Origin of the sequence: Synechococcus sp. W60.1, from assembly GCF_047461575.1 — a bacterium.
GTDB lineage: Bacteria > Cyanobacteriota > Cyanobacteriia > Thermostichales > Thermostichaceae > Thermostichus.
In genome coordinates this window covers 36,884-54,511 of sequence record NZ_JANSHL010000002.1, presented here as the reverse complement: position 1 = coordinate 54,511, position 17,628 = coordinate 36,884, and the positions used below count along the sequence as shown (strand labels likewise).

General features: G+C 57.0%; 17 protein-coding genes and 1 pseudogene. 6 read left to right on the top strand and 12 right to left on the bottom strand.

Annotated features, from left to right (window positions below; translation table 11 throughout):
* The first annotated feature begins 1 nt into the window (after window position 1).
* The 3 genes from NW805_RS02285 (at window position 2) to NW805_RS02275 (ending at window position 1,876) form a co-directional block, all read left to right on the top strand.
* Window positions 2-838 (top strand): permease, encoded by an 837-nt coding sequence (locus NW805_RS02285; RefSeq protein ID WP_414421519.1) that lies wholly within the window; start codon window positions 2-4, stop codon window positions 836-838.
* Window positions 823-1,086 carry a permease gene (locus NW805_RS02280; protein ID WP_414421518.1) on the top strand — a complete coding sequence of 88 codons (264 nt, stop codon included), beginning with the start codon at window positions 823-825 and terminating at the stop codon, window positions 1,084-1,086. The genes NW805_RS02285 and NW805_RS02280 overlap by 16 nt, the downstream gene beginning before the upstream one ends.
* 355 nt (window positions 1,087-1,441) lie before the next feature.
* Window positions 1,442-1,876 carry a DUF29 domain-containing protein gene (locus NW805_RS02275; RefSeq protein WP_011433505.1) on the top strand — a complete coding sequence of 145 codons (435 nt, stop codon included), beginning with the start codon at window positions 1,442-1,444 and terminating at the stop codon, window positions 1,874-1,876.
* A gap of 158 nt (window positions 1,877-2,034) precedes the next feature.
* Here the strand turns inward: NW805_RS02275 and NW805_RS02270 are convergent, their stop codons facing one another.
* From NW805_RS02270 to purB, 7 genes are all read right to left on the bottom strand, one after another.
* On the bottom strand, window positions 2,035-3,402 hold the full coding sequence (locus NW805_RS02270; RefSeq protein ID WP_414355895.1) for an FAD-binding oxidoreductase: 1,368 nt from the start codon (window positions 3,400-3,402) through the stop codon (window positions 2,035-2,037).
* Window positions 3,403-3,514: 112 nt separating this feature from the next.
* Window positions 3,515-4,312, bottom strand: a complete 798-nt coding sequence (gene pstB, locus NW805_RS02265; protein WP_414381779.1) for a phosphate ABC transporter ATP-binding protein PstB — start codon at window positions 4,310-4,312, stop codon at window positions 3,515-3,517.
* A 70-nt stretch (window positions 4,313-4,382) separates the two neighbouring features.
* On the bottom strand, window positions 4,383-5,276 hold the full coding sequence (pstA, locus tag NW805_RS02260) for a phosphate ABC transporter permease PstA (RefSeq protein ID WP_414421517.1): 894 nt from the start codon (window positions 5,274-5,276) through the stop codon (window positions 4,383-4,385).
* 38 nt (window positions 5,277-5,314) lie between these two features.
* Complete coding sequence (gene pstC / locus NW805_RS02255) at window positions 5,315-6,298, bottom strand: phosphate ABC transporter permease subunit PstC (protein ID WP_414421516.1); 984 nt, start codon at window positions 6,296-6,298, stop codon at window positions 5,315-5,317.
* A gap of 149 nt (window positions 6,299-6,447) precedes the next feature.
* Window positions 6,448-7,515, bottom strand: a complete 1,068-nt coding sequence (pstS, locus tag NW805_RS02250; RefSeq protein WP_414421515.1) for a phosphate ABC transporter substrate-binding protein PstS — start codon at window positions 7,513-7,515, stop codon at window positions 6,448-6,450.
* 524 nt (window positions 7,516-8,039) lie between these two features.
* A complete protein-coding gene (locus NW805_RS02245; protein ID WP_414421697.1) occupies window positions 8,040-9,020 on the bottom strand; it encodes an aspartate carbamoyltransferase catalytic subunit in 981 nt (326 codons plus the stop codon).
* A gap of 10 nt (window positions 9,021-9,030) precedes the next feature.
* Window positions 9,031-10,326: an adenylosuccinate lyase gene (gene purB / locus NW805_RS02240; protein ID WP_414421514.1), complete on the bottom strand. Its 1,296-nt coding sequence runs from the start codon at window positions 10,324-10,326 to the stop codon at window positions 9,031-9,033.
* A 133-nt stretch (window positions 10,327-10,459) separates the two neighbouring features.
* On the opposite strand from purB, the gene NW805_RS02235 reads away from it, so the two are divergent.
* Window positions 10,460-11,041 (top strand): Uma2 family endonuclease, encoded by a 582-nt coding sequence (locus NW805_RS02235; RefSeq protein ID WP_011430559.1) that lies wholly within the window; start codon window positions 10,460-10,462, stop codon window positions 11,039-11,041.
* 291 nt (window positions 11,042-11,332) lie between these two features.
* A complete protein-coding gene (locus NW805_RS02230) occupies window positions 11,333-11,782 on the top strand; it encodes a tetratricopeptide repeat protein (protein WP_414421513.1) in 450 nt (149 codons plus the stop codon).
* On the opposite strand, the gene lipB is transcribed toward NW805_RS02230, so the two are convergent.
* On the bottom strand, window positions 11,779-12,540 hold the full coding sequence (gene lipB / locus NW805_RS02225) for a lipoyl(octanoyl) transferase LipB (protein WP_414421696.1): 762 nt from the start codon (window positions 12,538-12,540) through the stop codon (window positions 11,779-11,781). The two genes, NW805_RS02230 and lipB, sit on opposite strands and share 4 nt — an antisense overlap.
* Before the next feature lie 76 nt (window positions 12,541-12,616).
* Entirely contained in the window at window positions 12,617-12,949 is a 333-nt protein-coding gene (gene trxA / locus NW805_RS02220) for a thioredoxin (protein WP_414403038.1), read from the bottom strand.
* Between the two features lie 253 nt (window positions 12,950-13,202).
* Here trxA and NW805_RS02215 point away from each other — a divergent pair, with 253 nt between their 5' ends.
* The gene (locus tag NW805_RS02215) at window positions 13,203-14,444 is read left to right on the top strand and encodes a hypothetical protein (protein WP_414421512.1); all 1,242 of its coding nucleotides are present in this window, start codon (window positions 13,203-13,205) and stop codon (window positions 14,442-14,444) included.
* Here NW805_RS02215 and NW805_RS02210 read toward each other — a convergent pair.
* The 3 genes and pseudogenes from NW805_RS02210 to NW805_RS02200 all read right to left on the bottom strand — a co-directional run bounded on the left by NW805_RS02210 (window position 14,422) and on the right by NW805_RS02200 (window position 17,497).
* On the bottom strand, window positions 14,422-16,236 hold the full coding sequence (locus NW805_RS02210; protein ID WP_414421511.1) for a SulP family inorganic anion transporter: 1,815 nt from the start codon (window positions 16,234-16,236) through the stop codon (window positions 14,422-14,424). The genes NW805_RS02215 and NW805_RS02210 overlap by 23 nt on opposite strands.
* Window positions 16,233-16,777: pseudogene (locus NW805_RS02205) on the bottom strand (rhodanese-like domain-containing protein). The gene NW805_RS02210 and the pseudogene NW805_RS02205 overlap by 4 nt, the downstream one beginning before the upstream one ends.
* Window positions 16,755-17,497, bottom strand: a protein-coding gene (locus NW805_RS02200) for an IS5-like element ISSoc13 family transposase (protein WP_414421273.1) whose coding sequence is annotated in 2 segments (ribosomal slippage) — window positions 16,755-17,179 and window positions 17,179-17,497 — 744 coding nt in all. Because the reading frame shifts where the segments join, the coding sequence is not laid out codon by codon here. Before NW805_RS02200 ends, NW805_RS02205 begins: the two are co-directional and overlap by 23 nt.
* Window positions 17,498-17,628 lie beyond the last annotated feature (131 nt).

Sequence of the window (17,628 nt, the reverse complement as noted above, 5' to 3'; positions counted from 1 at the left end):
TGTGTTGAGCCTTTTAGACTCTCCCCTTTGGCGAGACGGGTTCACCCTGTTTCTGAGCCTTGTGGTGCAGGCCATGCCATTTCTGCTGCTGGGGGTGTTTCTATCGGGGCTGCTGGCGGTGTTTGTCGAGGGATCCCAGTTGGCCCGTTTCCTGCCCAAAGGCAAAATCGGCAGCGCGGTGGCCGGTGGCGCTTTAGGATTCTTTTTCCCGGTGTGCGAGTGCGGCAACCTGCCGGTGGCCCGTCAACTGGTGATCAAAGGGATCCCACCCCACGTGGCGGTGGCCTTTCTGTTGGCGGCGCCGGTGTTTAACCCGGTGGTGATCTTTTCCACTTGGATTGCCTTTCGCTCCATGCCGGAGCTGGTGATCTACCGAGTTCTCTTTTCCTTTGGCATTGCGGTGGTCATCGGCTTGATCTTCAGCCTGCAAAAGGATTTCCAGCCTCTGTTGCAGCCGTCAGTCTGGCGGGAGCTGCAGCGCAATTGCTCCCAAGAAGCTGATCCGAAGAACATCTCCCGCTCGCCGTTGTTGCAGGGGGGCACCTTCTGGATTGGATCCCAGAGCCCTGCTCAAGGGGCCTCTGGCGGATCCCTGGCCACTTTACAAACGGCTGAAGATGTGTATCGCTCTGCTCTGGCCGCTGCGCCTTCTCCCTCCAGGGGACAAAAAGGAGTTCTCCTGCTGCAGACCTGGGCCAGGGAGATCTGCGAATTGGGATCCGTGCTCATCTTGGGCTCGGCGATGGCCGCCCTGATTCAAACGGTGATCCCGCGTTCGTTTGTGCTGGATTATGGCCAAGATGCATTGCTCTCAATGATGCATTGCTCTCAATCCTGATCATGATGGCCCTGGCCGGGATCATCTCCATCTGCTCGACGGTGGATGCCTTTTTCGCCCTCTCCTTTGCCGCCACCTTCACGCCGGGATCCCTGTTGGCTTTTATGGTGTTTGGGCCGATAGTAGACTTGAAAGCCATAGGCTTGATGCTCACTCTGTTCAAGCCCCGCGCCATTTTCTACTTCGTGATCTTGGTCTTTCAGCTTACTCTGGTGGGAGCTTTAGCCATCAACTACTATGGCAGTTAAAGCGTTTGTTTGAACCTTTCTCCACAGGGACACCCTCTCCATCCACTCTCCGTCAAATATTCGTCAAATATAGTTGCTTCAGTTTAGGGTAAGACGCCTGGGCTCCTGATCGCGCCAGCGGGACGGGGTCCTTGAAAAGCCTTCCGGCTCGGTGCACTTTAAGTGTGGGTGCAGTGTCCTGCTTTAAATCGAAATGACTATAGAAAGAGTTGCCTGGATAAGGTTTGTCACCAGAGGACTCTGCTCCCAGACGGTTGAGAACTCAGGTGTTACAGGTTTTATTGTAGTAAACTCAAGAAGGACGTAGTCTGGATTTCATAATTATCGCGACCCTATTTTTCAGCAGGACAAAGCTATGAGCAATCTATACTCGACAGACTTTAACTTGTGGATTGACCGAACAACCCGGCTATTGCGGGAAAGGCGCTGGCATGAAATTGACCTAACACACTTAATTGAAGAGGTTGAGAATTTGGGTAAGAGCGAACGACGAGGGATTACCAGTCAATTAACTCGCCTTCTGCTGCATCTACTCAAGTGGCAATATCAACCTCAGCGCCGTTCAGATAGCTGGCTAGATTCCATCACAGATGCGCGAACCCAAATCGGATTGGCCATAGAAGATAGCCCTAGCCTAAAAGGTTATCTGGTAGAGCAACTTGAAGAGAGTTATCAACGGGCGCGCCGCCAAGCAGCCAGGCAAACGGGGATAGAAATCTCGACATTTCCAGATGTCTGTCCCTACTCTCCAGAGTTGGTGCTTGCAGAGGACTGGCTGCCGGAAGTTTGACAGTCCACACCACAAAGCATTTAACGGTGGACAGCATTCCCACAGTACTGACTGTAGAGCTTTGGACTGGTGTTGTCCTGCCCAGACAATCCATCAGGGATTAAACATGGGCAATACAGATAGACCAAGGCCAATTGCTGTGCTACTGTTGCTATTCCTCAAGCAGAGGCGCGCTCCTGCCAGGTGCGCATCTTGCCCGGATTGAGCAGGCCATAGGGATCCACTTCTTCTTTAAAACGAATCTGGCGCGGATCCATCACTTTGCGCCCGCCGTCTTCGATGATGAAAGTGTGGGGGTTGGCAATAAATACTCCCTGCTCTTCGTGGTAGCGCATGATCTCGTTTAGACGCTCTTCGGTGGTAAAGCGGACAATTTGCAGGCCGACAGGGGTAGCTTGCCCGTTGATGCGAATCCACTCCAGGTGCATCAGCACTTCGTCGCCAAAATACTCGTACATGTGCTGCACCAGCTTCAGCTCCCGATCGGCGGGAAAAGCCGATTGTAAATAAGTCAGGCTGGGATCCACGCTGCGGCAGTGCAAGGTGGTGTGATTCCAAGAAAATTCCCCCAGCGAGATCCCCTTGCTGGCCTCCTGGGCCGTTTTGTTGTAAACCACTTGGCCCCCATGTTCCCGGACAAGCTCCAACAGCGGCTCCAGGCTGCATTCGGCCACCATCAACAGGGCCACAGCGGATCCTTCTGGCAAATGACCCCGCAGCGGTGCAAAGTAGCTGGGGATCGGCCAAGCGTGCAGGCTGACCAATTTCTTGAGGATCCCATCGGCATCTCCCAGGGCTTGGCCAAAATGGGCACAGGGCATAAAGCCCACTTCAGGGGGAAAGGCCACCACCAGCTCCGCCCAAGGATAAGCAGGCGCCAGCGGGATCTCCACCTCGGTGATGATCCCATTGAGGCCCCAGGCATGGCTTACTTTGAATACCTCATCTCCCCGCAGCTCCAGCACCCGGGGCTCTTCCTCCAGGGTGACCACCCGCAGCCCCAAGATGTTGCCCCGATCCCGCAGTTGGCCGTAAGTCACAGAACCAATGCCACCACTGCCGCCAGCAATGAACCCCCCGATGGTGGCCGTGCGATAGGTGGAAGGAGCCATGCGGATCTCCCAGCCCATCTCCCGGGTGTGTTTGTCGATGGCCATCAACTTGGCCCCCGCCTGCACCCGCGCCAAGCCCGGCTTTGCCCAAAGCACCTGGTTGAGCTTGCCCATGTCCAGGATCACACCCCCGGCCAGCGGGATACATTGGCCGTAATTACCGGTACCGGCACCGCGCACCGTAACCGGGATCCGCAGCCTGGCACAGGCCGCTGCCACCCGCATCACCTCGGCCTCATCGGCGGGGCGCACCACCAAATCTCCCCGCTTGTCGCTCAGTTGTCGGCTCAGCACGGGGCTGTAGTGGTAAAAATCCAACGACAACTTGGCCACCTGAGCCGGATCAGTGATGATCTCAATACCCTCTAAGTCAGAACGCAAAGCCTGCAGCTTGTCAGGAGCGGCAACGATCATAGGTATCCGTATTTGGGTGCAACGGTTCTTCAGACTCCATCATCGGCAGAAATTGCCTGCAAAAGGGTTTGCCGAGAACAGTATGGGAAGGATCCCTGTCCGGCCAGGTCGATTAGCCGAAGCGGCCCTCCACATAATCTCTTGTGGCTTGCTTGGTGGGGCTGTTGAAGATGACTTCAGTTCTGTCAAATTCCATCAGCTCGCCCACACGGTTGGATCCCACCAGCTCCACGCTGAAGAAAGCCGTCATATCCGAGACGCGGCCGGCCTGCTGCATGTTGTGGGTGACAATGATGATGGTGTAGTCCTGTACCAGCTCCTTCATCAGCTCCTCAATGCGGCGGGTGGAAATGGGATCCAGTGCCGAACAGGGCTCATCCATCAAAATCACATCCGGCTGTACCGCCAGAGCGCGGGCAATACACAAGCGCTGCTGCTGCCCTCCCGACAGCGACTGACCATTTTCTTTCAACTTGTCTTTGACTTCATCCCAGAGGGCAGCCCGCCTCAGCGAGGTTTCCACCACCTCGTCCAAGTCCACCTTCATCCCCAGCACCCGCGGGCCGTAGGCCACGTTGTCGTAAATGCTTTTGGGGAAGGGATTGGGCTTTTGGAAGACCATGCCGATACGCCGCCTCACCGCCACCGGATCGACTTCTTTGGCGTAGAGATCCTTGCCGTGGTAGGTGAGCTTGCCCTCTACACGAGCACCGGGGATCAAATCGTTGGTGCGGTTAAAACAGCGCAGAATCGTGCTTTTGCCACAGCCAGAAGGGCCGATAAACGCAGTAATTTGCCGGGCTGGGATGTCCAGAGTAACATTTTTTACCGCCAGATTGGAGCCATAGTAGACATTCAGGTTCTCGGTCCTGAAAACGTAAGAGGTCTGGTTAAGAGATTGAGTTTGCATAGCAGCACTCACAAAAAGAGCTAGAGTTCGACGAAGAGTTCGATTCAAGACTTTGTTGAGAATCCTCAGGCTATTTCCTGGTCTTGTACACCAAAAAGCGAGCGATCAAGCTGGCCGCCAAAACGATGGCTAGCAAAACCAAAGCCCCTGCCCAAGCCAGCTCCTGCTGCACCCTGAAGGGAATAATGGAGAAAAAGTAGACCATCACCGGCAAGGTGGCCACCGGGCCAAAGAGATTACTGGACCAGAAATTGTTGTTGAAGGCGGTAAAGAGCAGAGGTGCAGCCTCGCCTGCCGCTCGGGCCAAAGCCAGGATTAGCCCGGTTACGATGGCCGGTGCCGCTGCCGGCAAAACAACGCGCATTGTGGTCTGAAAGCGAGTTGAGCCCAGGCCAATGGAAGCCAAGCGCATGTCGGGCGAAACCAGCAGCAACGCCTCCTCGGTGGAGCGGATCACAATCGGCAGCATCAGCACGCCCAAAGCCACACCTCCCGAGAAAGCCGAAAAGCCGGATCCCCTCACCACCACAGCATAGGCAAACAAGCCGCAGAGAATGGCCGGCACACCCGTGAGCACATTGCAGGAAAACTTAACCAGATAAGCCAAGCGGGTGCCGCGACCAAATTCGGACAAGTACACTGCCGCCAAGATGCCGAAGGGAAAGCTCAAAGCCGCCCCCGTAGCCAGCACCATTAAACTGCCGACAATTCCGTGACCAAAGCCCCCTTCCGTCAGGCCAGGGGCAGGGTAGCGGGTCTGGGTGAGGACATCCCAATTTATCCGCTGGATGCCTTCCTTGCCCACATCCCACAGCACCCAAGAGAGGGAAGCTACGATTACCGCTACAAAGATGGCGCTCAGCAGGGTTAGGACAATGCCTGTGTAATTGCGGACAGGGGCAATGGCGGCACGGGTAATGTCGATATCAACCTTCTCAGGGGCAAGCTGTGCTGAGTCGGACATGATAACAGTGCTCCTTCATCTTCTTTCTGCTTCCCAAGTTACTGCTCCAGGTTTTGAAACTTGCGGATGATGATCTCGGCAACAATGTTGACCAATAACGTCAGCACCATCAGCACCACGCCGGCATACATGAGAGCCGAAACCTGCAAGCGTCCTGCCTCCCCAAACTGAGAAGCAATCAAGGCGGTAATGGTGGATCCCGGCTGCATTAGAGAGATGTTGATGCGGTTGGCGTTGCCAGAAAGCATGGCCGCCACCATGGTCTCTCCCAAAGCCCGTCCCAGCGCCAGCATGATCGAGCTGACAATGCCCGACAGGCCGGCAGGGATCATCACCGTTAAGATGGTCTCCCAGCGGGTTGCCCCCAGAGCCAAAGCGCCCTCTCTCAGGCTGCGTGGCAGAGATTCAAAGGTACTGCGGGTAATGGAGATGATGATGGGAGAGATCATGATCCCCAGCACCATAGCCACTATCAACAAGCTGGGCCCCCGCGGAGCCGGGCCACTCAAGAAAGGGATCCAGCCCAGCGTCTGGTTGATGGCTCGAAAGATGGGCCGCACTGCTGGAATCAGCACAAAGATCCCCCAGAGCCCCAGCACCACACTGGGAATGGCCACGATCAGCTCAATGGCAAAACCAATCGGCGCCGTTACCCACTTGGGAGCAAAGCCTTCCGTCAGGAAGATGGCTGTGCCAATGCCCAGAGGAATGGCAAAAATCAAAGCCACCAGAGAGGTCACCAGACTGCCATAAATCTGCGGCAGCACCCCGTAGATGTTTTCCACCGGGTTCCAGCGGGCAGTAACCAGGAAGCCCAAGCCAAACTGCTGGATCGCCGGCAGAGCAGCTTCGGTGGTTTGAAGAATCAACCAGATGAGAATAATGCCGGCAAACCCTGCCAAGGCCAGCGTCAGGCGGACAAAACCCACATCAACAGCCCGGGACGGGCTTGCCTTTTTCTCAATGTCAACATCGATATCTGGGTTTGGCGGTGAACCATAGCCCGTAGCCGCTGAAGTCATAGCCCCTCTCCCATGATCATCTTCGGTTCAAAATCTTTCCTAAAAATCCCACCGTGCAAGGTAAGCCCAGCAGCCGACCGAGAAAGCATTTAACTGCCCACTCCGCCGGCCACCGGCTACCCTCTAGTAGAGTTCAGGCTGCAACCCAGTCATCGCACCGCATTGGGGTTAACGGTGATGGCATCCAGCTCGGCAAAGATCCGTTGGATAGCCGCCTCAGGCATGGGGATGTAGTCCAGCTCGCGGGTAATGGCCTGACCTTCCGGCCCCTGGGTCCACTTCAGAGCCTCCACCAGCTTGGTCAGCTTCTGCTGATCGGGATACTCGCGGTACAGCATCACCCAGAACAAGCCCACGATTGGGTAGTCATTTGGCCCTTCAGGGTCGGGCACCAACAGCGCAAAGTCATCAGGAATGGGAGCATCAAGCGCCGAGGTAGCTGCCTCGGTGGAGAACTCAACAATGTTGCCCGCTTTGTTTTCCAGGCGAGCAGTGGCCATATTTTCCAGCTTGGCATAGGACTGGTTCACATAGCCAATTGCCCCTTCTTCTTGCTTGATGGTGGCGGCTACCCCCTCATTCCCTTGGGCTCCAATGCCAACAGGCCACTCGACAGAAGTACCAGCACCGGCTGTCCAATTAGGGCAGACAGTTCTGATGTGGTTGGTGAACACAAAGGTAGTCCCAGAACCATCAGAGCGGTGTACCCAGGTGATGTCCAGGGGTGGCAGCTTGTTTGCTATACCTGGGTTATCGGCCTTGATGCGATTGTCGTCCCAGCGAGTGATCTCGCCGGTCACGATGCCGCAGTAGGTTTCCCGCTTCAGGATGAGCTCTCCGTCTTTAATACCGGGCAGGTTATAGGCAAACTCGATGGCACCCCCTCCCAGAGGCAACTGTAGGGGCTCATAGCGGTATTTAGCTCGGAAGCTTTCCAGGCGAGCACCGGAGAAAGGCGCCTCGGAAACGCCGAAGTCCACAGTGCCATTGATCACCTGCTCTAGGCCAGCACCACTACCGACAGACTGATAGCTGATTTGCACAGTGGGGTCTACGGTGCGGTTGTAGGCGTCGAACCAACGTTGCAGCAAAGGAGCCGGAAAGGTCGCGCCCGCCCCGGAGATTTGCACGGTTTGGGCTTGAGCCGAGGTCGCTGTTAGAAATCCTACTGTTAGAGCGGTGAGGGAGAAAAGAGAAGCAGAAAGCAGGGTTCGCATAGGTAATATCTGTTGCAAATCAACATTTTCAACCCTATAACCTCAAAGTTAACAGAGGAATATCTAAAGGTTAACTTTGGGTTAAGTTAAGAGAAAAAAATCGATATTTTTTGAGTATACTGACTCGTTTCCAAACCTCGATTTTCCATCTGGTGATCTTGGCCAGTTTGGATTTCAGCAAAATCAGGATCCTGGAGCCCAGAATCCGCGAAAAGGCTTATGCTGCTGAACTTCTATCTCGTTTGACAACTCATTTGACAACCAATCCAACAAACATAACTTGAATAAGAGCTGAGCTGGGACGGCTACGAAAAAAACTCGAGTCAGATTCGAGATGTGTAAAATTTAAGACAAATAGATTGCTCCTGTCTTGGCAAGCTTGGACATGATTTCAGCAGGTGGGGAAAAGCCCCGCCCAGAGATTCTTTCGGCTTTTGGCAGAGAGAATTGGTTAGAAGATAGACTCCAACCTTCTAGACGTGAGGCGGCTCTACGTGTTCCCTGAGCAGAAAAAGATCTGGGCTCTAGGCTGGGATCCGCCCGCCCCCCATGAGGTACAGCAGGGCCATACGCACCGCCACGCCGTGGGTGACCTGCTGCTCAATCAGGTTCAAGCCGGGATCCTCCATCACCTCGGAGCTGAGTTCCACACCGCGATTGACCGGGCCGGGGTGCAGAAGCTTGACATCCGGGTGGCACAGGCGCAGTCGTTGCCGCGTGAGGCCGAAGAAATGGTGGTACTCCTGCAAGCTGGGGAGAAGGAACTCGCTCATGCGCTCCTGCTGCAGGCGCAAGGTGATGACAAAACGCGCCCCTTCTAGGGCAGGCTCTAGCTGCCAATGGACAGGGAGCGTATGGCCGGGCACAAACTGGGCAAAATCTTTGGGCAATAGGGTGGGAGGGCCGGCTAAGTGAACCTCAGCTCCGGCGGCCACCAGGGCGTAGATATCGGAGCGGGCCACTCGCGAGTGGAGAATATCGCCGACAATGGCGATTTTGATCCCTTGCAGCAACTCCAGACGGGGACGCCGGGGATCCAGATGGCTGCAGAGGGTAAACAAATCCAGCAAACCTTGGGTGGGATGTTCGTGCAGTCCATCCCCGGCATTGAGAACGCCCACAGGGGATCCGCGGCGGTCGATCTCGGCGGCTAATTGTTGGGGCACTCCTGCCTGGGCATGGCGAACGATTAAGAGATCGGATCCCATGGCCAGAAAGGTGCGGGCCGTATCCAAGAGCGTCTCCCCTTTGCTCAAGGAAGAGGTGCCTGGGGAAAAGTTGAGCACATCGGCCGAAAGGCGCTTGGCCGCCAGCTCAAAACTGGTACGGGTGCGGGTGGAAGGCTCGAAGAACAGCGTCACCACCACCTTCCCCTGCAAGGTGGGCACCTTGGGCAACCGCCGCGTCAACACCTCCTGGAAACTGGCGCTGGTCTGCAAAACCATCTGGTATTCTTCGGGAGTAAAATCCGCCAAGCCTAAGACGTGCTGCCGCTGCCAAACCATAGGGGATCCCTCAAATGCCCAAGCGGGCAAAGATCTCGTCTAGGTGAGTTAGGTGGCGCTGGGGATCAAAGCAGTCCTGCAGTTCTGCCTCGCTCAGGTGAGCCATCACTCGGGGATCCGCCAGCAGATTGGCGCGGAAATCCCCGCCGGGCTGGTTCCAGGCGCGGTGAGCATTTTCCTGCACCAGGCGGTAGGCTTCCTCGCGGCTAAGGCCCTTCTCCACCAAAGCCAGCAGCACCTGCTGGCTGAAGATGACGCCGCCGTAGAGGTTGAGATTGCGCTCCATGTTGCGAGCGTGAACCTGCAGCTGGCCCACCAGCTCCGCCATGTTGACCAACAGATAGTGGCAGAGGATGGAGGCATCCGGCAGGATAACCCGCTCCACCGAGCTGTGGGAGATGTCCCGCTCATGCCAAAGGGGAATGTTTTCTAGGGCCGAGACGGCATACCCGCGCAGGAGACGGGCCAGCCCCGTCAGTTGTTCCGCCTTGATGGGGTTGCGCTTGTGGGGCATAGCAGAGGATCCCTTTTGGCCGGGGGCAAAGTACTCCTCAGCCTCCAGTACCTCTGTTCGCTGCAGGTGGCGGATTTCAGTAGCAAAGCGCTCTAGGGAAGAGCCAATCAAAGCCAAGGTTTGCACGTATTCAGCGTGGCGATCCCGCGAGATTACCTGTGTCGAGGCTGTATCGGGCTTCAGGCCCAGGCGAGCGCAGGCCAACTGCTCCACCTGGGAAGGCACGTTGGCGTAGGTGCCCACGGCGCCAGAGATCTTGCCCACCGCCACCACTTCCCGCAGGCGAGCTAGGCGCTCTTGGTGGCGCAGGCACTCGGCCAGCCACCCTGCCAGCTTAAAGCCAAAGGTAATCGGCTCGGCGTGAACACCGTGGGTGCGGCCGATCATGAGGGTGTAGCGGTGCTGCCGAGCTTGGTCGCGGATAGCAGCGATGAGGTCGGCCAGGCGAGCTTGCAAGATCTCCACCGAGGCCACAAGCTGCACGGCCAGAGCGGTATCCAACACGTCCGAGCTGGTCAGGCCCAGGTGGATGTAGCGCCCTGCCTCGCCCACGCGCTCGTTGAGGTTGGTTAAGAAGGCAATAACATCGTGCTTCACTTCCGCCTCAATTTCCAAAACCCGCGCCGGGTCAAAGGCGGCTTTGGCTCTGATCTCCTGCAGGGCTTCTTGCGGGATCCGCCCCAGCTCCGCTTGCGCTTCACAGACAGCCAGCTCCACCTGCAGCCAGGTCTGGAGCTTGTGGGCAGTGGACCAAATCTGGCCCATTTCGGGCAGAGTGTAGCGCTCGATCAAGGTGCCTTTTCCGTCGGTACAGTAGGATGAGCTAGGCTATTTTAGCCTTTGGCGTCCCCCCTCGAGGAAAAGCCGCTGGGGGATCCCTGCGGGCTTGGCTTGCGGTGTCGAAGGAGCAGCAAGGAGTTTGCAGATGACCGTCGGAGCTGTGCCAACTCAGGGAAAAAGAGCTTGGACAGCCGAAGAATTCATGGCGTTGTCCAGGGAGGGACATCGCTACGAGATTGTTGATGGGAAGCCAATTGATATGGGAAGCGCGGGGGCACTCCATGGTTATGTCTGCAGCCTCCTATTGGCAGCTTTGACCCCCTACGTTTTGTCCAACAAGCTGGGGATCGTTTTAGATTCCAGCACTGCTTTTAAGATGAAGAGTGGAAATTGGCGCTCCCCTGACATCTCTTTTTTTGCTAAAGAACGCTTGCAGGGCATGGCTGAACTGCCCACAGGATTTTTGGAAGGCGCTCCAGATCTGGCTGTTGAAGTGCTTTCCCCCCGCAATACGGTTGAAGAAATTCATGACAAGCTGGTGGAGTACTTTGAAAATGGCAGCCGCCTGGTTTGGCTGGTTCACCCCAGCGAGCACTACGTCCTGGTGTATCGCAGCTCTCAAGAGCCTGACCGCCTCCTGAAATCGGTTGATCTTCTAGAAGGTGAAGAGGTTATTCCAGGATTTGCCCTGCCGGTGGCTCATCTATTCCAGAAGCTTTCCTTGTAACATCCCCCCGCCCTCACTCTAGCCAATAGAGCTTGGGCCTCCCAACCTTGCCATTGGGCATTCCTGCCCCGCGTCACAGAACGACTTGGCAGAGGAGTCGGTATCTCGACCCTGACTTTCCCGCCAGAGCGCGGAACTTGTAGCTCCCCGCACCCCTTGCAAGTTAAGTGCAGGGGGTTGCCCCTCTCGCCGACGGTCTATATTGAACTAGTTCGGGATCCGAAGAGGACGTCATTAGCGGTGCGGAGCACAATCAAGTGTCGATGGGGAAGGATAGCTCTGATAGGTTTCTTGGCAGCATTCCTCGCTCCTGCCCCTGCCATCTCTTTGCCTGCCTTCCCACCTCCTCCTGAGAAGACCTCGGCCCCAAACACCGCTTCCGAGTTCAACTGGCAGGGATCCCTCAAGTTGCTGCGGGGGGATCCCGTGGCTGCCCTGTCGGATCTGGATCGGGCGGTGCAGTTGGATCCCAGCTATGCTCCGGCCTATGTGAACCGCAGCTACGTCTACAACCAGTTGCGCCAGCCGGAAGAAGCTCTGGCCGATGCGGAGCGGGCCATTCAGTTGGATCCGCGAATTCCAGAAGCCTACTTCAGCCGCGGCGTGGCCCACCTGCAACTGGGGGATCGAGAAGCGGCGATGGCCGACTTTCGCCAGGCCTTGGCTCTCTTTTCCAAGAGCGGCAACTTTGCCGACCGAACCATCCTGCAGCAACTGCTGCGCCAGTTGGGGGTGGATTAGCCTTGAGTCTTTAGAGACTTGCGTTCTCCCAACCACTCTGATAAGGAAACTTCCTGAGCTTGCAGCCCAAAGACCTGACAAAAGGACTTCACCACCACCGGGGCCACTGCCGCCATCGTTACTCGGGGACAAAACTGAACCAGGGATCCCACCGGGCGATCAGGGATCCCACAGGGCACGATGGCCTCGAAGGCAGCTAGATCCGGGCAGACGTTGAGGGCAAAGCCGTGGTAGGTCACCCAGCGGGAGACCTTGATGCCGATGGCCGCCACTTTGCGCCCCTGCACCCAAACTCCTGTCAAGCCAGGGATCCGCTCCCCCTGTAGGCCGAAGTGGGCCAAGGTCTGGATGACCACCTCTTCTAGCTGGCGTAGGTACTCGTGGAGATCTGGGCGGTGGCGCTTTAGGTTCAGCATCGCATAGCCCACCCACTGCCCCGGCCCATGGTAGGTCACTTCGCCGCCGCGCTCCACCCGCAGGATTTCCGGCTCTTGTTCAGAAGGAGATTCCGGGTGGATAGCCGGGGATCCTATCGGCTGAGAAAGGCTCTTGAGAAACTTGGGATCGGCTCCTGCCCCCAAGGTGTAAACCGCAGGATGGGTGAGCAGCAGTAATCCGTCCGGCAACTGGGGATCCCGGATCATATGGGCCAGTCTTGCCTGCTGCCAAGCCCAGGCAGTGCGGTAGGGCACTTCACCCGGCAGGTGAACCTCCAGAGGCGGAGATCCCAAAGAGCGCTCAAACACCTGCGAGGACATCTCAAAGACGGTTTTGCTGGAGAGCTCGCTGTGCCACCAGAAGATGACCAAAAGACCCCATCCCAGCAACGTCCACCTAGCCTACCGGCAGGTTAACCTGCGCCCGCAACCGCTCCAACAGGGCCCGCGGCTGCAACAGCCCCTCAATGCGGTCAATCGGCTTCCCATCTTTGAAGAGGATCAGCGTTGGCACCGCTTGAATGCCCCAGCGAGCAGCGATGGTTGGGTACTTTTCGGTGTCAACCTTCACAAAAGTAACCGCATCCCCCACCTGAGGTTTTACCTGCTCCAACACTTGCGCCATAACCTGACAAGGGCCGCACCAGGAAGCATAAAAATCCACCAGGATCGGGGTTTTGGATCCCTGAATCATGTCGGCAAAACTTTTGAATTGCTGTTTGTGCGCCATAGGAAACTCCCAGAGTGTTCTGAAAAGCCTGAAATGAAATCTATTTGTAAGCTAACTGTTTGAGACTAAAAATTAGGTAGGGATCCCGCTACGGCCTGCTTCGGTTTCCCGGTAGGATGGCTAGGGTTCAGGAGAAGAGCTAGAGCGTACCTGTAGTCTAGGGTGTTGTGGTGGACAAAGGGGCAGACTTTAGCAGGGCTTAAGCACTTGTCTTTTTTTGAGGAGTGGGATCCCAATGGCAACAAGTAGCAGCATGGTGAATCGTGGCGTGTTGGCCACAGTGCTGGCCGGGGTAGGACTCAGCCTATGGGGGGCTTGGCGTTGGCTGTGGGATCCCTGGGGCTGGGCTCAGGTAGTGGCCGGGTTGCTGCTGAGTTTGGGCAGCTTGCTCTACTGGCTCAAGACCCGCCCCGCCGATCACCTGGTGGTGGAGCCCCAAGGCTGGCGCATCAGCCGCTACACCCCCGAGCACTGGGTCATTCAAGCGGAGTTTGTGGCTCGCAACCTCAACCCCCTTTTGGAAGTCACCTTGGCCCAGGTGCAGCTGCGACTGCATTTGCTCAGCGCCGGATCCCTAGAAGGCATTCACACCCGCCTACGCCTGCGCTCTCGCCATCCGGATCTTCCCCCCCGGCAAGACAACTACTGGCAGGCTTATATCCTCACCCCCCAGAGCCAGACCGGCCTAGAGGTCGAGATTGAATTGAAGGGGGAAGGGTTGGCCCATTTGCGCTCTGCCTGGCTGGAGTTGGACTACATCCAGTACGGGCGGCAGCGGCGCACCCTCAAGACCAGCCACCTCATTCTGCCGTTGCAAGAGGTGGATCCCTTGCCGGAGCTGAACTGGCAGCAGCAAGGATCCCTCCTTTGGGCCGCCGTTCCCACCCATCTGCTGACCCCCAGCGATGACTTGGCCGAGGTGCTACGGCGGTATGTAGGCCCTCACATCCAGCCCGGCGATATGGTGGCCATCTCGGAAAGCGCCGTGGCTATTGTCCAGGGCAACTTCCGCCATCCCCTGCAGGTGCAGCCCGGCTGGCTGGCCCGCACCCTGTGCTACTTCTTCCCCTCCAAGACCAGTCTTTCAAGCTGCTACGGGATGCAGACTTTGATCGACTGCTCCGGGGCCTGGCGGGTGGTGTGGGCTTTTGTGGTGGGATCCCTGGCCAAACTGCTGGGGATCCCGGGGGTCTTTTATGCCCTGGCGGGGGAGCAGGCCGATCTCATCGACGACGTTACTGGCACCCTGCCTCCCTATGACCAGTTCATCGTGCTGGGGCCGCGGGATCCGGCCAAGTTGGTGGGGGATCTGCATCGGCAGACGGGCTACGAAGTGGCCATCGTGGATGCCAACGATCTGGGAGAGGTGAAGCTCCTGGCCGCCACCTCCGGGGTGCAGGGATCCCTGGTGAAGCAGGCGCTGCGCAAAAACCCCGCCGGCAATGCCGCTGAACAAACCCCCCTTGTGCTGATCAGGAAGATGACACCTGACTGAGGCTCTGCTGGGATCCGAGGGCTTGCATCGCCTGGTGAGTGGAGAGGAAGAAGCGCTCAGCGCCCACTTTCTCCACAAACCCAGCCTTTTGGAGGCGATCCATTACCGGCCCCTTCACCTCGGCCATGGCAAAGCCCACCCCTGCCTGCTGCAAACGTTCCACCAACTGGGTCAGCACTTCCAAAGCGCTGCCGTCGATGAAGTTGATGGCGCTGGCAACGAGCAGCACCTGCTCCACTGTGGGTCGCGCCGCCACCTCTCGCAGCAGATACTCCTGCAAGTAGGCTGCGTTGGCAAAAAACAGGCTCTCGTCCACCCGCACTGCCAAGATACGGGGATCGGTAATCACCTCATGGCGCTGCACGTTGCGGTAGTGCTCCGTACCGGGCACCTGACCCACGATGGCAATGTGAGGACGGCTAGCCCGCCAAAGAAAGAGCAGGATGGAGACTAACACCCCTATTCCGATCCCCTGCTCCACTCCGATCCCCAGCACACTGGCAAAGGTTACTAACCAAACCAGGGCATCGCCACGGTCGTAGCGCCAGCTTTGCAGCAGGGGGTGAAAATCCACCAGGGCCAGCACCGCCACCAGAACAATGGCCGCCAGGGTGGTCTGGGGCAAGAAGGTGAACAGGGGCATCAGCCAGATGACCGTCAAAGCCACCAACAGGCCGGTGATTAGGGAGGCCAGGCCACTGTTGGCGCCTGCTTGAAAGTTCACCACCGACCGGCTGATGCCTCCCGTTACCGGATAGCCGCCACTGCAGGCTGCTGCCAAGTTGGCTGCCCCCAAAGCCACCAGATCTTGGTTGGGATCCACCTTCTGCCGCCGCTGGCTGGCCAAGGACTGCCCCACGGCATAGCTCTCCGTGAAGCCCACCAAGCTAATGGCCAAGGCGGTGGGCAGAAGCGCTGTCCACTGTCCCCAGCTCAACGAGGGAAAGCCCAAGGGGGGCAACCCGGAAGGAATGGAGCCAACAACGGATACCCCTGCCCTCTCCGAGAGGTTTAGGCCCCAGACCAACAGGCTGGTCACGAGCACAGCCGCTAGCGGTGCCCCCTTGGTCAAAATCAAGGCCCAACCTGGAGGCACACCCCAACGCCGCAGTTGGTGGGGCAACTTTCGCTGAGCGTACACCAGCAGGGATACGGCCAGCAGCCCTAGGCCAAAGGTTGCCCAGTTCACCTTGTCCAGGCTTTGCCACAGCCGCTGCACCAACAGCAAGAAGGACTCCGTATTGGCGATCTTGACCCCCAAGAGGTGCCGGAGCTGGCTGAAGCCGATGATCAAGGCCGCCGCGCTGCCAAAGGCAGTCACCACCGTGTGGCTTAAGAAATTGGCCAAAAACCCCAGCCGCAACAACCCCATGGCCCCCTGGACCAGACCCACCTCCAAGGCCAGCCCCAAAGCCAACTGTTCATACTCCGGGCTGCCCGGCAAGGACTCCGTCCCGCTGACGCGACCGGCCAGCGGCTCTAACCCTGCCGCCACCAAGAGGGAGATGATGGCCACTGGCCCTACCGCCAAGGCGCGGCTGGATCCCAGTAGTCCATAGACGATCACCGGCAAAATACTGGCGTACAGGCCCACTTGGGGGGGCAACCCGGCCAACAGGGCATAGGCCATGCTCTGGGGCACCAACAGAATGGCCACCACAAGGCCGGCGATCGGATCTCCCGGCAAATCTGATCGTTGATAGTGGAAGACCCAAAGGGACTCCTTAGCAAAGGGCAGGTACCGCGCCAGGATCCCTTGCCCCGAAGAGGAAGCAGAGGGGATCCCGTTCATAGAGACTGACCTCGGTTCCAGGGCATGCGAGCCAGCAACAGAGCCATGCCACAGGTGTTGGTGATCCCGGCAAACACCAGCCCAGCGCCCACAAAGCCACTCAGCAGCAGCCACCAGGAGTTGACAAAGGCCCCCAGAAGGGTTCCGGTGAGCACCAGGGATCCCGCCGCAATCTGCACCTGCCGCATGATGGAGATGGGCGCATTTTGGGTGCGGGTAACGGGCAGCTTGGCCGCTTTCCAAGCCTCGATCCCTCCCTTAAGGCTAATCACCTCCGGCCAACCGCGGTCTAGCAACTGGCCCGAATGGAGCGGCTGCCCATGCGGCACTGCAACACCACCGGCTTTTCTGGCGTAGAGGCGGGCACTTTGGCCGGGTCAAAGGTAGATAGGGGCAGGTTGATAGCCCCCGGGATCCGCTCATCGGCATATTCTCCCGGCTCCCGCACATCAATGAGCTGGACTCGCCCCTGATCCAGCCACTGTTTTAAGGTCAGCTTACTAGGTTGTGTTGATCTTTCATTTGAGCCAAAAGAGAGCACTGACGAGATAGAGAAAACTCAAGAAGTTCCTGGCCAATTTGTCAAAACGAGAACATAGATGCCGGTACTGCTTTAACTTATGAAAAAAGCATTCGATTAAATGCCTCTCTTTATACAGATGCTTGTCATAATGCCGCTGCGTCTTTCTATTCCTTTTAGGCGGAATAACCGCTTGAGCTTCCCCTATCTTCTTAATCAACTTATCCGCATCATATCCTTTATCCCCAATTACTTTGGTATCCTTTCTCTGCCAGCCCTCTATCAATTCTTCCCCTTGAGTAATATCGCTCTTTTCTCCGCCAGTTATTCTCAATTCCAGCGGATTTCCCAACCCATCTACACTCACATGAATCTTGGTGCTGTATCCGCCTCGGCTTCTCCCCAAAGCTTGCTCCCCTTTTTTCCGGCAGCACAGGAGTGCGCTCGAACCGTGGTTGAATCAATAATGAGATGCTCTAAATCAGGGTCGTCAATAAAATACTTGAACATCCGTTCCCACACTCCAAAACGACTCCACCGGTGAAATCTTTGATAGATGGTGTACCATTTGCCATATCCTTCTGGGAGGTAGCGCCAAGGAGCACCGGAACGGGCTATCCAAAGAACTGCTTCAATAAACTGTTTGCAGTTTGCTTCTTTCCCAATGTTAACTCTCTCTTCTGTCTGTAAAAAAGCCAATATCTTCTGCCATTTGTTTTCATCTAAAAAAACCAACTTCATCCTCTTTCCTCTATAAATTACTCTCTCTATCCTAACATAAGATCAACACGACCTAGTTGATGGGTTAGAGGATCTAATTTGGGTGGGAGCGGTCGTTCCCCCTTGTCCAGATCCTGGAGAGCCAACCCTAA

Coding starts and splice junctions, on each gene's coding strand:
- pstS (WP_414421515.1), bottom strand. CDS start 7,515: ATGCGAACCCTGCTTTCTGCTTCTCTTTTCTCCCTCACCGCTCTAACA.
- NW805_RS02215 (WP_414421512.1), top strand. CDS start 13,203: ATGGTGAATCGTGGCGTGTTGGCCACAGTGCTGGCCGGGGTAGGACTC.
- NW805_RS02270 (WP_414355895.1), bottom strand. CDS start 3,402: ATGATCGTTGCCGCTCCTGACAAGCTGCAGGCTTTGCGTTCTGACTTA.
- NW805_RS02235 (WP_011430559.1), top strand. CDS start 10,460: ATGACCGTCGGAGCTGTGCCAACTCAGGGAAAAAGAGCTTGGACAGCC.
- NW805_RS02245 (WP_414421697.1), bottom strand. CDS start 9,020: ATGGTTTGGCAGCGGCAGCACGTCTTAGGCTTGGCGGATTTTACTCCC.
- NW805_RS02275 (WP_011433505.1), top strand. CDS start 1,442: ATGAGCAATCTATACTCGACAGACTTTAACTTGTGGATTGACCGAACA.
- lipB (WP_414421696.1), bottom strand. CDS start 12,540: ATGTCCTCGCAGGTGTTTGAGCGCTCTTTGGGATCTCCGCCTCTGGAG.
- pstB (WP_414381779.1), bottom strand. CDS start 4,312: ATGCAAACTCAATCTCTTAACCAGACCTCTTACGTTTTCAGGACCGAG.
- pstC (WP_414421516.1), bottom strand. CDS start 6,298: ATGACTTCAGCGGCTACGGGCTATGGTTCACCGCCAAACCCAGATATC.
- pstA (WP_414421517.1), bottom strand. CDS start 5,276: ATGTCCGACTCAGCACAGCTTGCCCCTGAGAAGGTTGATATCGACATT.
- NW805_RS02210 (WP_414421511.1), bottom strand. CDS start 16,236: ATGAACGGGATCCCCTCTGCTTCCTCTTCGGGGCAAGGGATCCTGGCG.
- trxA (WP_414403038.1), bottom strand. CDS start 12,949: ATGGCGCACAAACAGCAATTCAAAAGTTTTGCCGACATGATTCAGGGA.